We start from the raw sequence: 12538 nt of genomic DNA on the forward strand, positions 1-12538 counted from the left end.
ATGTGCTGATTTTCAGCCTCTCCTGCCCTGCTTATCGCGATCATAAAAGCATCATAATAGTGAAACATAGCAGAGAGACACTCTAATATCATGCAGTGAGCATTATATTAAAAGCGAGCCTGATGTCCGGATGGGTATTTTCGCTGTGCACTGGGTTTTGCCTCCATACACACGCTTCTTTTTATGCATCAGGTAAACAATGGAAACGCGCTTAAAGGTTGCTGAACGTATCGCACAAGAGGCTTCACTTTTGGCTCTGGACTATTTCAGACAGCTGAGTGAATTAGAGGTCTGCGAAAAAAGGCCGCAGGATGTCTTCAGTGAAGCCGATCGGGAAGTGGAAAATCTGATCCGGCAGCGTCTGGGAGATCATTTCCCACAGGATCCTGTTATCGGTGAAGAGTATGGCGGTGAGCTCAGCGCCAGCTACTGGTCTGTTGATCCTATTGATGGGACCAGTAACTTCCTGCGCGGCTCGTCATTGTGGGGGATTTCTGTTGGCTATGTGCAGGATGGCGAGCCGGTTATGGGCGTGATCGTCCATCCCGTTTTAAACCTCATGCTGAGCGGCGGCAAAGAGAGAGGTGTTTATGTGAATGGTGAACCCTTTGAACGGCCTGTGATCGCCGGGGGGCTTAAAACCGTGGCGATTGGCGACAGTCCATCATGGGATTTCACCCATCAGCTCTGTATTGAAAAGGCCTATCGGGACGACGGCTGGAATGTTGTGCGCTATCGCTGTGCCACCGTCGGTTTAACCTTTAGCGTGCTGGGTTACGTCGACGGTTATCAGGAATGTTTTAGCAGCATGTGGGACGTTTCTGCGGGCTATGCCCTCTGTAAAGCGGCGGGACTGGATGCGCATCTTGCCGGCACACAGGAAAAAAGCAGCACACATGTGAGTGTCGGCACGCCCGAAATGAACCGCCTTTCTGCCCGGTTTATCCCTTATCCTCGATTTACGCCTGCCTGACCACGCATTGCCCCGGACTTACCTTATCACTGCATTTCAGGACAGCGTCTCCCCGCTGCCCTGCCCGCTGTGCGCGCTCTGCCAGAGCATCTTAACCCTCTGAACTTAATATTAATCATAATGCATTAAAATAATTAGCGCGTTAAACATACGATTTCAAATAAACCTTACATTAACCTGTTAAATATAGGTTTTAAAAACTTAATAAATTCTTAACCTCTCTGAAATTGCTTAAATTCACTACGCCTGATTATTATGCGCATCGCATTAATTAAGAAATCCCTGGCATTTTATGACGGAGCAGACCACGTGAACACGCTAGAAATCCACAATGCCATGCTGACATTTGACGATTTTGTCGCGCTGAACGGCATTTCACTGCAGGCCAAAAAAGGGCAATTTGTTTCCCTGCTTGGCCCCTCTGGCTGTGGCAAAACCACGCTGCTTAAAGTCATTGCCGGCTTTTACAGTCTTGATAGTGGCGAAGTACTGATCCACCAGCAGGACATGCATCATGTCAAACCTGAACATCGCGACACGGCGATGTGCTTTCAGTCCTATGCGCTTTTTCCTCACCTTTCCGTTGCTGAAAATATCGGTTTTGGCCTCAGGCAGATGAAGATGGCAAAAACGGATATTCACGATCGCGTAGCGCAGACCGCTGCTCAGGTATCACTCAATGCGCATTTGCCTAAACTGCCGGCGCAGTTATCCGGCGGTCAGCAGCAGCGCGTGGCGCTTGCCAGAGCGCTGGCCGTGCGTCCGGAAATCGTGTTGTTTGATGAGCCGCTGTCAAATCTGGATGCCAAATTACGGGACAAGGTACGACTGGAGATCAGACAGCTTCAGCGCTCCCATGGATTTACCGCCATTTATGTTACCCATGACCGTGCAGAAGCCCTGTCGATGTCTGACGTTGTGGTGGTCATGAATGCCGGAAAGATCGAACAAATCGGTACGCCGGATGAGATCTATTATTCCCCGATAAACCGCTTTGTCGCCGGTTTTGTCGGTCAGGCTAACGTGATGGAAGCCCGCGTACTGGACGGAGATAGCAGCAGCGGTATTTATCGTATTGCGTGTGTCATGGGCGAAATGGAAATACACAGTCACCAGCCGCCCGTCTCGGACAAGGTCTATACCTTCTGGCGTCCTGAGGATGCCCTGCTGAGCGAACAGGATACGGGGAAAAACACCCGGGCTTTTGAGATCGGTGCCGTGAGTTTTCTTGGCAATATTTCTGAACTCCAGGTTCATCCGATTGGGCATGAAGAAACAGACTATCAGTGGTGTATCCAGTTAGTCGGCAAAAACACCATACAGGAAGGTGATCGGGTTAACTTCTCCATTGCGCCAGACAGAATCCGTTTTTTACAGGAAAGCTGTTCATGAAAATGCGCAACCGCAACAGGCTTAGCTGGCTGCTGGTTTTGCCTGCCGTCGCGCCGGTCGTGCTGACGCTGGTGCTGATTGTCATCATGGCGCTGGCGCAGTCCGTTGGTCTGTTTAATTTTGGCGCGCCGGCGCATTTCACACTTCAGTACTGGCAAACCATCCTGAACGACAGTCAGCTTTGGCGCGCGACAGACTATTCACTCAAAATTGGCGTCATCAGTGCCGTTCTGTCCGTCGCGCTGGCGCTCCCGCTGGCACTGTGGCTGAGAAAACCCTTTCCCGGCTCAATGCTGATGGGCGGTTTGCTTAAAGCCCCGCTGATGGTGCACGGACTGGTTGCCGCGCTGCTGTTTATCAATCTGATTTCGTGGCAGGGTTTTATTAACCTGGGGTTACTTAAACTGGGGATCATCTCTCACCCCATCAGGATGCAAAATGACCGCTGGGGAACGGGCGTGATTATTTTGCAGGTCTGGAAACAGCTTCCCTATGCGCTGCTGATTATTACCGGCAGCCTGCGCGCGATTGGTGACGAAATTTTTAATGCCGCGCGGGATTTGGGTGCCGGCAGAGCTGCCCGGCTGTTACAGATCATTCTGCCTTTATCTATCAAGTCCGTTCAGGTGTCGCTGGTGCTGATTTTCATCGGTGCATTAGGTGACTTTTCATTCCAGGTCGTTGCGGGGCCGACCAGCGTGTTCTCTCTTTCGCAATACATGCTGCGCTTCCCCGAAATCAGCGCCCAGGGCTGGAATCTTGCCGCGGTTGTCGCCGTGATTTTAATGCTGGCGGCTTTTGTCGGTGCAGTCGTGCTTGCCGCCCTGGCGAAGTGGCTACAACAAGCCGGAGAACAGCGATCATGAAAGCCAGAGAGACCTTATCCCCGCTGCGAATCGTCATGATGATCATTATCACCGCCCTGTTTATGCTGTGGCTGGTCATTCCCTTTATGTTGACCGTCCTGTGGTCACTGGTCGATAAAACCCATCCGTGGGCATGGCCAGATGCGCTGCCGCCGGTTGTCTCACTGGGCCGTTGGGTGGAAGTCTGGACCACGACCGCGTTACCGCAGGCGCTCAGGAACAGCTATTTACTGGCGGCAACCGTCTCGGTCTGCACGCTGATGCTGTCTCTGCCTGCCGCGTGGGCGTTTGGCAGAATGTCGTTTACGGGCAAACATTTTTTACAGAATGCGATCTTATTGCCGCTTATCGTTCCGGGCTTTGTCGTGGCACTGTTTTTTTCCATGTTGCTTAACGTGGCGGGCATTCACAGCCGGTTAGGCGGCATTTTGCTGGGGCATATTATTATCCTGATGCCTTATGCCGTGCGCATTCTCACCCTGTCGTGTTCGCAGATACGCCAGGACACGCTTGATGCGGCACGGGATATGGGCGCTTCGGTGATAAACCGTTTTTTAGTCGCCTGCCTGCCCACCATCAGGCCGGGAATATTTGCCGCACTAATTATTGTTTTTACGTTATCAATAGAAGAGTTCGCCATAAGTTTCATTGTTGGCTCACCCGATTTTATTACCGTCCCGGCCATTCTCTATTCTTATCTGGGTTATAACTTTATTCGACCCAATGCGGCGGTCATTTCTTTAATGCTGGTTGTGCCAAATGTCATTTTAATGCTGATTGCAGAAAAATTACTGACAAGAAATCCTGTCGCCGCCTTTGCAGGAAAAGGCTGACAGTCTTTAATTCGCGTTATTGGGGAAACATATGTTCAGATTCGTTGCTGCAATATTATTGCTGGCCGGGGCTTTCTGTAGCCAGGCTCAGGATTTAACTACGATGAACTGGGAACAGATTGTCGAACAGGCGAAAAAAGAAGGGGAATTAACCTGGTATCAATGGTATTACCAGGACCGTTTAAAAGAGCAGGTCAGCCTGTTTGAAAAACAGTACGGTATTAACGTTACCCTGTCTGAAGGCACACTACAGGGTAATATTAATAAACTCATGGCAGACCGGGGACGGGATACGGGTGACATTGATCTGTTTTCGATTGGCGGCGGGGCATTCGGGACCGTATCACCTCAGAAAACGTTTTTTGGCCCGATTAATACACTGCTGCCGGCAGGCAAAACCCTGAACTACACCATTGAGGGAACGGACAGTAAAGGCTATGGCGTGGCATTTTGGGGCAACCAGACCGGTCTGGCCTACGATTCGCGCCGCCTGAAAGAAAGTGAGTTACCGCGAACATTGCCGCAGATTACGGCCTTTCTGCAGCGTCATCGTCAGGAGTTTGGCTTCAACGTTGAAAACGGCGGATCCGGCCCGGCCTTTATTGAATCGGTGACGCGCACACGGGTACCGGGTTTTGATTTCACGAAAGGCGATGCGGATCTAAAAAGCCTGACGGCTCTGCAGCCGGCCTGGAACTGGTTCAAACAGCAGCGCCCCAACTACATCATTACGGCCTCCAACGCCGACAGCGTCACCCGGCTGGTCAGCGGTGAATTCCTGCTGGTCCCCGCCTGGGAAGATTATCTGGTGGGATTAGAAAACCACGGTGAAGTCCCGAAAACGATCCGGCTCTATATCCCCAATTTCGGCATGCCCGGCGGCGGAAATATGGTGGCGATACCTGTAAACGCCCCCCATAAAGCGGCAGCGTTGCTGTTTATCCACTGGCTGACGCTGCCCACCACCCAACGGCTGTTTCAGCAGGTTTATGGCATTACGCCTCAAAACAAAGACGTAAATCGTGATGCCGGACTGATTAACAGCAAAGAGCGTATCCATGGCACCCAGTTCATGCCTAAACCGCTGGGTGATGAAGTCAGAACCGAATTTTCTAACCAGGTTTTGCTCAGGTAGACCTGCGATATAACCCTAACAGAAGGTAACGCCAATAATGTCGACCCAAAAACACCCTGCACGTGTAGTGAACTCCCGTCTGATTGCCCATCGGGGAGCACCGCTACTGGCACCGGAAAACACGCTACCTTCGTTTCTGGCGGCGGTGGAACACGGCGCAACGTGGATAGAGGTGGATGTCAAACTCACCAAAGATATGCACCCGGTCATTATTCATGACGATTCCGTAAACAGGACAACGAATGGCAAAGGCTATGTGGCGAATCTGACCCTGGATGAGATCCGGTCGCTGGAGGCTGGCGTATGTTACGGCCACCTTTTCAGGGGCGTGAAAGTGCCTACACTGGCTGAAACAGTCGGCTTTGTACTGGATAAAGGCGTCGGGCTACAACTGGAAATCAAACCCACCTCCGGGCAGGAAGTGGAGACGGCGGAGATTGCGATCGCTCAGTTGAAATCACTGTGGCCAGCAAGCGAGAAGAAATTATTCATCAGCAGTTTTTCTGAGATTTCGCTGCAGGTTGCCGCACGGCTTATGCCTGACGTACCCCGCGGGCTGGCGGTTTGCGTCCCGCCGAAAGACCCCGCGGCGCTTCTCGCCAGAACAGGTTGCCAGATCCTGCATTTCCTGGGTGACTTCGCGACAGACGAAGACCTGGCGCGACTGGCCCGTTCAGGTATTGAATTCGCGATTGCCACGATCAATGACCCGGTTCTTGCCCGAAAATATATTGATGCGGGCGCGCAAACCGTATTAAGCGATATACCTGACTTAGCCTTTTAATAAAAAATCACCAGGAAATACGCTACCAGAATGTAATAACACCAGGGAAAGTCATTATAAAAAATGGCCATAACCTTTATGGCCGATATCACCATTTCATGATTTAGCGATTAAACAATACGAATGTGAGATTGAAATAAATACCGTCCTGAGCGGTAACCTCCTCATGCTTCAGCTAACTGAAAAGGGCAGATGATATGCACAATAAAATAAAAACAGCCGCGCCGTATGCAATGTTTTTTATGGTCTCATTCTCTGCATGCTCCGCTGGAATTTATAATAAAGATGGAAATAAGCTCGACCTGTACGGTAAAGTCGATGCGCGCCATGTTTTCTCAGATAATATTGCAGAAGATGGCGACAACTCTTATGCACGCCTGGGTTTTAAAGGTGAGACGCAAATTAATGATCAGCTTACCGGTTATGGTCAATGGGAATACAATTTCCAGCTGAATCACAGTGAAGGCGGTAGCGACGCGCAAACGGGGAATGCCACACGTTTAGGCTTTGCAGGTCTGAAAATGGTCGACTTCGGCTCGTTCGATTATGGCCGTAGCTTTGGGGTACTGTATACCGCCTCCGCCTATACGGATATGGCACCGGTCTACGGTTCCGGCACCATGACCACTAACGATAACTTCCTGTCAAAACGCTCAACCGGCCTCGCGACCTGGCACTCTCCGGAGTGGGGTGGATTAAATCTAACCCTGCAGTATCAAGGGAAAAATGACCGCGCAACCGCCAGACTGGCTAACGGGGATGGTTACGGTGCTGGCCTGACTTACAACATTACCGATGGACTGAGCATTGCGGCGGCAGGGATGAAAGCAAAACGGACGCTGACTCAGCAAGCTGACGGTCAGGGAGACGATGCCACCGCCTGGGTAACCTCTGCAAAATATGATGCCAGCCAGATCTATCTGGCCGCCATGTATGGCGAAGCCAGTGACGTTACGCCTTATGGACAGCTGGCACAGGTCGCTGACAAAACCCATAACGTTGAGGCAATTGCGCAGTACCAGTTCCTGAACGGTTTGCGCCCTTCAGTCGGTTTTGTCACGCAGCGTGGCGAAAACCTGCAGGGCGCAGGAAATTTTGCCGGGGGCAGTCAGACGATGCAGAAATATATTGCGGTGGGCACCTATTACTATTTCAACAAGAACATGCTGACCTACGTGGACTATCGCATTAACCTGCTGAAGGAAAACGACTTTACGCGTGCCACCGGCATTTCGACGAAAGACAGTATCGCTATGGGCCTGACCTATCAGTTTTAATCAGGCGGCCTCTGCCTGCACACAAGCTTTAACCTGTGTCGCTTCAATCCTGAAAATCGCTACTGTCGCGAGGCCGGCGAATGCCGGCTTTTTTTACGTCAGTCGCAAGGGGAAGGGTTACAGGGATGAGTCGTGCATGCCCAGGTATGCAACCTGACGGAGGTTTTCCAGCCACTTAACATACGCCTGATCCCATAACGCCGCGGGCGTGCCCGCCTTGCCAAGACCAAATCCATGTCCGCCTTTGCTGATTTGAATCAGCTCAACCGGCACGCGGTTGCGGCGACAGGTGTCGCGCATCAGCTCGGTGTTAAACGGATTTGAGGTGTGATCGTCCTCGGCCTGCGCCAGAAACGTGGGCGGATATTGCCGGGTGACATAGTTCTGCACTGACCAGTTCGCCTCATCCTGCGGCGTGGCATTTTTGCCGACCATCATCAGATGGGTATTAGTGTGCTGATAAGGCGCTTCCAGGGTAATAACCGGATAGATCAGGCCAACACTGTCGACTTTCGGCACCACTTCATCCAGCGGATCGATGGCCGGATACGATGCAAAATCTGGCCGCGCTGCCGCCAATCCCAGCAGATGTCCACCTGCCGAGAAGCCCAGTGCATGCACTTTGCGCTCAAAAGATCGCACCAGCCGGATGGCACGCTGCGCATCCTGCAGCGGTGCCAGCCGTCCCGCCTGCCACTTCTCATGCGGCAACCGGTAGCTGAGCACATAGGCGGTATAGCCACTGGCATTGAGCCAGCGCGCCACCGGCCAGGCTTCGCGGCCCATACCGATCCAGCGATAACCGCCGCCTGCAGCGATTAATACGGCTTCACCATTGGGGTTTTCCGGTTTAAAGCGCTGAATGGCCGGACTGACGATATTTGACCAGGAACCGGTGCTGTTAATATTTAACTGGCCGGATGGGCCGCCGCCGCCGGGCGGATCATCCGGCCAGAGGGGAATAATGTCATCGCGGGCAAATAATTTGCCGGTGGTCATGGAGAGCCCGAGCGCTCCCGTGCCGAGAATAAAGCGTCGACGCGTAATCATAATGCCTGTTGTGTGAAGCCCGAAATGTCAGCAAACCGTTGCGGTAGGCTAAAGAAGTATGAACAAATGCAAGTCTGGTGCACTGGCTGGCGATTATGTACGCAACAGCCCCTGAAAAGCCATAAAAAAACGCGCCCGGCAGGCGCGTTTTATTTCATTCCGTCTGGTTAATCTTCCTGCTGGAACTGCGCCATCACGGCCTGTTCACACTGCTGTTCGTTGACGCGCAGTTTGGCACGCTCATCGTCCCCCAGTTGCAGCCAGGCACTGGCCACTTCACGCGCAGACTCTTCGTCGAATTCGGGCTGATTCATCGCCGACGGTGACTGGCCGCCCGCCACGGTCGATTTCATCTGCTCAACGTAATGATCTGCAGTGGCGACCTTTTTCTCGCCGCTGACGATGTGGCATAACTGACTGGCGTAAACATTCTGCTCAGTGTCAGTGTCATCCGCCGCCAGCGCGCTGCCGGTGGCGAGGATACTCAGCAGCACTATCTGAGTTACTTTCATTCTTAACTCCTGTTCGTTCGGGTTAAACCTTGCGCTGAAGGGCTTCGAGGCGCTTCTGACGCCAGTTCAGCAGCGGCGTCACGGTGGTGCCGTGAACCACCACGCTGCAGACCACCAGCGTTAACGCCATATTGGTCATAATTTCCATCTGCGGGCCTTGCATCCCGTGCGTCCAGGCATAGGCGATGTAGTTCAGACTGCCAATTCCCCGGATGCCCAGCCAGCCAATCAGCAGGCGCTGCCCCAGCGGCAGTCCGGCTCGCATTGTTACCAGCCAGACGGCCAGCGGTCGCACCACCGCAAACAGCACCAGGCCAATCAGCACGCCGTAGATGTTCCAGTGCTGCGCCAGTGTGACGCCCAGCACCACCATCATGCCAGCCGCCAGTAAACGTTCAATAGTATCGCCAAAAGAGAGGGCGTCGCCTACTACAAACCCAATCGATTTGACCATATTCGTGCCGCCCTGATGCGCCAGACGCATGTTAGGATTTACCAGCGCCTCAGAGGGCAATATCCGCTCGTCGTCAGAGAGATCGTCCGGCTGATGGCGACGGAACACGCCCAGTTCTGCGCGGCGTAATCCCAGCCCGGCGGCAAAGGCTGCAAGGAAGCCGGAAGCACCCAGCCACTCCACCAGTGAATAACTCAGTGCTATCAGCGCCAGCGCCAGAAAATCATTGGGTGCGACATCGCCATTGGCATTGCGCAGTCGGGTCGCCAGCATGCCGATCAACTGCCCCAGGACAAACCCGATGACAAGCCCGCCGCCAATCGCCCAGAGCACTTCGACCGCGCCCCAGTGCGCCAGCATCGCGCCATTCAGGCTTTCGCCATTGAACAGCAGCAGCGCCAGCATCAGCAGTGGCAGCGCGGAGCCGTCGTTCATGCCCGCCTCGCTGGATATTGCCACGCGAAGTGAATCATCATCCTGTGCATCATTGACCGAGATTAAGCTCGCCAGCACCGGATCGGTCGGCGCGACAATCGCCCCAAACGCCAGCGCAATCGGCCAGTCTAATCCCACCAGGAAGTGTGCCAGCAGGGTCATTGCGGCGACGGTGAGCAACATGGCGGGAAAGGCCAGCTTCAGCCCGGTGTGCCAGCAGTTATTCTGCAGCGGCTGACGCAGCTTGAGACCGGTGATAAACAGCGAGGCTGCCATGGTGATTTCAGTGATGTGGGCCACGGCTTCGGAATGGGTAACGATATCAAGGTGGATAACATCAAATCCCCACGGGCCGCACAGCATACCCGCGATCAGAAACAGGCCAAATGAGGTAACTGGCCCCCGGTGAATCCAACCGGAAGCCAGCGACATCAGCAGCAGGAGGCCGCCCGTCGCTGCTGTCCAGGCTAAAAAGTTCATAACACTCCAGAATATTTCGGGTTTATGAATAAGCCTGGCACATTTTTTGACGGGCGAGGTGTCAGTTTTTCAGGTGACGACTGGCGAAGCGGACCGCGACAGCGGCTGCACCAGCTATGGTGGCGAGTGCAACCACGCCATTCCAGCCCCAGTGTGCCAGCGCCAGACTGCCCAGCGCCGCACCGGTCGCCATACCGATAAACACCACGGTAAACAGCAGGGCATTAAGGCGACTACGTGCTTCCGGGGCCAGGCCGTAGACCAGCGTCTGATGCGCCACCAGCGTGGCCTGTACGCCTAAATCAAAGCCGATAGTACAGACGACTATCAGCGCCAGCTGCGCCGGCATGGGCAGTAATGGCAGCAGGAACATCAGCGCAAAAGAGATCGTTACCAGCGCGGCACCCGCCTGCGTGACCCTTGCCGGACCAATGCGGTCAGCAAAACTGCCCGCCAGCGGTGCCGCCATGGCGCCCGCTGCACCGGCTAAACCAAAGGCTCCGGCAACGGCACTGTCCAGATGAAAGCGGTCGCTAAGCATTAATGCCAGTGTCGACCAGAAGGCGCTGAAGGCCACTGACAGCAGACCCTGAGCCAGCGCGGCCCGGCGCAGCGTCTGGTGGTGGCGCCACAAATGCACCAGCGACAGCAGCAGGCGCGGGTAGCTTACCGAGGTGCCTGGTGTGAAGCGCGGCAGCACACGCCACAGCGTCAGCGTAATCAGCAGCACCGCCAGCGCGGCAATCATATACATGGTGCGCCAGCCGAAATACTCCGCCACCACCCCACTGACCACCCGCGACAAGAGGATGCCAACCAGCAGCCCGGTCATCACCGTGCCGACCGTTTTACCCCGGCTGCGTTCCGGGGCCAGCGCCGCCGATGCAGGCACAATATCCTGCGCCACCGTAGCCGTCAGGCCGGTGATAAAACTGGCAATCAGCAGCGCGCTGAGCCCACCGGAAAAACCACACAGCAGCAGCGCTGCCACCAGCAGTAAGCCTTTGATAAAGATAATGGTGCGACGGTCATGACGATCGCCCAGTGGCGCCAGCAGCAGAATGCCCAGGGCATAGCCCGCCTGGGTCAGCATCGGCACCATACCGACTGCGCCAATGCCTGCGTTAAACTGTTTGCTGATGATATCCAGCATCGGCTGGCTGTAGTAAATCGACGCAACGCTGAGTCCGGCACCCGCGGCCAGGGTAAACACCAGCGGTGTGGAGAGCGATTCATTTTGAGTCTGGGTTGATATGGCTGACATGCTGTAATCCTCTTCATTTCGTACAACCATTAAAGCGCATCGCGGTTATACGCGGTAGACTGATATCAGGCAAAACCGTTATGCGTGGTACGTATGAACAATCCTAACAGCAGCGATCGCATCGACCTGATGCAGACCTTTATCCGTATCGTCGAGAGTGGCAGCTTATCGGCCGCCGCGGCCCAGCTGGGTACGACACAACCTACCGTCAGTCGTCGGCTGCAGACCCTTGAGCAGCGGCTGGGGCTGAAGCTGATCCTGCGCACCACGCATGCGCTGAAACTCACCGATGATGGTGAACGCTGCTACGCCCAGGCACGGCAGCTGCTGGCGACCTGGCATACGCTGGAAGATGAGCTGACCGGCGCCAGTGCCGATCCGGTCGGTACACTGCGGGTTCGTGCCCCGCACGCCTTTGGTCAGGATCAGCTGATCGCCCCACTGGTGGACTATCTGCATCGCTATCCCCGGCTCAATATTGAGTGGATGCTGAACGATCGCACACCCGACTTTATGGCCGAGAATGTCGACTGCGCCATTCAGGTCGGTGCGCCAACCGATCCCTCGGTGGTGGCGGTTCTGCTGGCCGAAGTGCCGCGCATTGTGGTGGCGGCCCCGCACCTGCTGGCACAGTATCCGCCCATAGCGCAGATTGAACAGCTGCGAGATCTGCCATGGCTGGCCCTCACCAGTTTTTACCGTAACGAAGTGGCATTGCAAAAGATTGACGATGGCCAGCCGGTGAATCTGGCGATTACGCCACGGCTGAGCAGTGACAGTTTGTATGCGGTGCGCAAAGCGGCGCTGGCGGGCATGGGTGCGGCAATTGTCTCCTCCTGGGCGGTACAGGAAGATTTAGCCGATGGCGACCTGGTTCAGCTGGTGCCTGCGTGGCAGGCACCACCGCTGCCGGTGTGGCTGACTTATCCCTGGGCGAGTTACTACCCGGCCAGGCTGCAACACTTTTTTGCGATGATTAAAGAGGTGATGCCGCAGCTGGCGGGCACGCGTCCGGCGTCGCAGCCAGCAGGTCGTTCAGGGAAAACAGATCGGCAGGGATAACGCAGAGGCCCGCGTCAGCGG

General features: G+C 54.6%; 12 protein-coding genes. 8 read left to right on the forward strand and 4 right to left on the reverse strand.

Annotated features, from left to right (window positions below):
- The first annotated feature begins 199 nt into the window (after window positions 1-199).
- The 7 genes from AC6I77_RS18145 (at window position 200) to AC6I77_RS18175 (ending at window position 7260) form a co-directional block, all read left to right on the forward strand.
- Window positions 200-973 (forward strand): inositol monophosphatase family protein, encoded by a 774-nt coding sequence (locus AC6I77_RS18145; protein ID WP_497817190.1) that lies wholly within the window; start codon window positions 200-202, stop codon window positions 971-973.
- Window positions 974-1228: 255 nt separating this feature from the next.
- A complete protein-coding gene (locus tag AC6I77_RS18150) occupies window positions 1229-2365 on the forward strand; it encodes an ABC transporter ATP-binding protein (protein WP_050556837.1) in 1137 nt (378 codons plus the stop codon).
- Window positions 2362-3231, forward strand: a complete 870-nt coding sequence (locus AC6I77_RS18155; RefSeq protein ID WP_497817191.1) for an ABC transporter permease — start codon at window positions 2362-2364, stop codon at window positions 3229-3231. The genes AC6I77_RS18150 and AC6I77_RS18155 overlap by 4 nt, the downstream gene beginning before the upstream one ends.
- Complete coding sequence (locus AC6I77_RS18160) at window positions 3228-4064, forward strand: ABC transporter permease (protein WP_187513126.1); 837 nt, start codon at window positions 3228-3230, stop codon at window positions 4062-4064. Before AC6I77_RS18155 ends, AC6I77_RS18160 begins: the two co-directional genes overlap by 4 nt.
- Window positions 4065-4095: 31 nt before the next feature.
- Window positions 4096-5199 carry an extracellular solute-binding protein gene (locus AC6I77_RS18165; RefSeq protein WP_497817192.1) on the forward strand — a complete coding sequence of 368 codons (1104 nt, stop codon included), beginning with the start codon at window positions 4096-4098 and terminating at the stop codon, window positions 5197-5199.
- Between the two features lie 37 nt (window positions 5200-5236).
- The gene (locus tag AC6I77_RS18170; RefSeq protein WP_003852105.1) at window positions 5237-5983 is read left to right on the forward strand and encodes a glycerophosphodiester phosphodiesterase family protein; all 747 of its coding nucleotides are present in this window, start codon (window positions 5237-5239) and stop codon (window positions 5981-5983) included.
- A gap of 197 nt (window positions 5984-6180) precedes the next feature.
- The gene (locus AC6I77_RS18175) at window positions 6181-7260 is read left to right on the forward strand and encodes a porin (RefSeq protein ID WP_052250662.1); all 1080 of its coding nucleotides are present in this window, start codon (window positions 6181-6183) and stop codon (window positions 7258-7260) included.
- Window positions 7261-7377: 117 nt separating this feature from the next.
- Here AC6I77_RS18175 and AC6I77_RS18180 read toward each other — a convergent pair whose 3' ends face one another.
- From AC6I77_RS18180 to AC6I77_RS18195, 4 genes are all read right to left on the reverse strand, one after another.
- The gene (locus AC6I77_RS18180; RefSeq protein ID WP_003852102.1) at window positions 7378-8310 is read right to left on the reverse strand and encodes an alpha/beta hydrolase; all 933 of its coding nucleotides are present in this window, start codon (window positions 8308-8310) and stop codon (window positions 7378-7380) included.
- 167 nt (window positions 8311-8477) lie between these two features.
- On the reverse strand, window positions 8478-8822 hold the full coding sequence (locus AC6I77_RS18185; protein WP_008926325.1) for a hypothetical protein: 345 nt from the start codon (window positions 8820-8822) through the stop codon (window positions 8478-8480).
- A gap of 22 nt (window positions 8823-8844) precedes the next feature.
- Entirely contained in the window at window positions 8845-10191 is a 1347-nt protein-coding gene (locus AC6I77_RS18190) for a cation:proton antiporter (protein ID WP_003852099.1), read from the reverse strand.
- 61 nt (window positions 10192-10252) lie between these two features.
- Window positions 10253-11455 (reverse strand): MFS transporter, encoded by a 1203-nt coding sequence (locus AC6I77_RS18195; protein WP_008926326.1) that lies wholly within the window; start codon window positions 11453-11455, stop codon window positions 10253-10255.
- A gap of 93 nt (window positions 11456-11548) precedes the next feature.
- On the opposite strand from AC6I77_RS18195, the gene AC6I77_RS18200 reads away from it, so the two are divergent.
- Complete coding sequence (locus AC6I77_RS18200) at window positions 11549-12517, forward strand: LysR family transcriptional regulator (RefSeq protein WP_003852095.1); 969 nt, start codon at window positions 11549-11551, stop codon at window positions 12515-12517.
- Window positions 12518-12538 lie beyond the last annotated feature (21 nt).

Source organism: Pantoea sp. X-Soil-ISGK-259 (assembly GCF_059730705.1).

What these genes read in the sequence shown, in the direction of transcription:
- AC6I77_RS18145 (WP_497817190.1), top strand. Translation starts at nt 200, where the DNA reads ATGGAAACGCGCTTAAAGGTTGCTGAACGTATCGCACAAGAGGCTTCA.
- AC6I77_RS18150 (WP_050556837.1), top strand. Translation starts at nt 1,229, where the DNA reads ATGCGCATCGCATTAATTAAGAAATCCCTGGCATTTTATGACGGAGCA.
- AC6I77_RS18155 (WP_497817191.1), top strand. Translation starts at nt 2,362, where the DNA reads ATGAAAATGCGCAACCGCAACAGGCTTAGCTGGCTGCTGGTTTTGCCT.
- AC6I77_RS18160 (WP_187513126.1), top strand. Translation starts at nt 3,228, where the DNA reads ATGAAAGCCAGAGAGACCTTATCCCCGCTGCGAATCGTCATGATGATC.
- AC6I77_RS18165 (WP_497817192.1), top strand. Translation starts at nt 4,096, where the DNA reads ATGTTCAGATTCGTTGCTGCAATATTATTGCTGGCCGGGGCTTTCTGT.
- AC6I77_RS18170 (WP_003852105.1), top strand. Translation starts at nt 5,237, where the DNA reads ATGTCGACCCAAAAACACCCTGCACGTGTAGTGAACTCCCGTCTGATT.
- AC6I77_RS18175 (WP_052250662.1), top strand. Translation starts at nt 6,181, where the DNA reads ATGCACAATAAAATAAAAACAGCCGCGCCGTATGCAATGTTTTTTATG.
- AC6I77_RS18180 (WP_003852102.1), bottom strand. Translation starts at nt 8,310, where the DNA reads ATGATTACGCGTCGACGCTTTATTCTCGGCACGGGAGCGCTCGGGCTC.
- AC6I77_RS18185 (WP_008926325.1), bottom strand. Translation starts at nt 8,822, where the DNA reads ATGAAAGTAACTCAGATAGTGCTGCTGAGTATCCTCGCCACCGGCAGC.
- AC6I77_RS18190 (WP_003852099.1), bottom strand. Translation starts at nt 10,191, where the DNA reads ATGAACTTTTTAGCCTGGACAGCAGCGACGGGCGGCCTCCTGCTGCTG.
- AC6I77_RS18195 (WP_008926326.1), bottom strand. Translation starts at nt 11,455, where the DNA reads ATGTCAGCCATATCAACCCAGACTCAAAATGAATCGCTCTCCACACCG.
- AC6I77_RS18200 (WP_003852095.1), top strand. Translation starts at nt 11,549, where the DNA reads ATGAACAATCCTAACAGCAGCGATCGCATCGACCTGATGCAGACCTTT.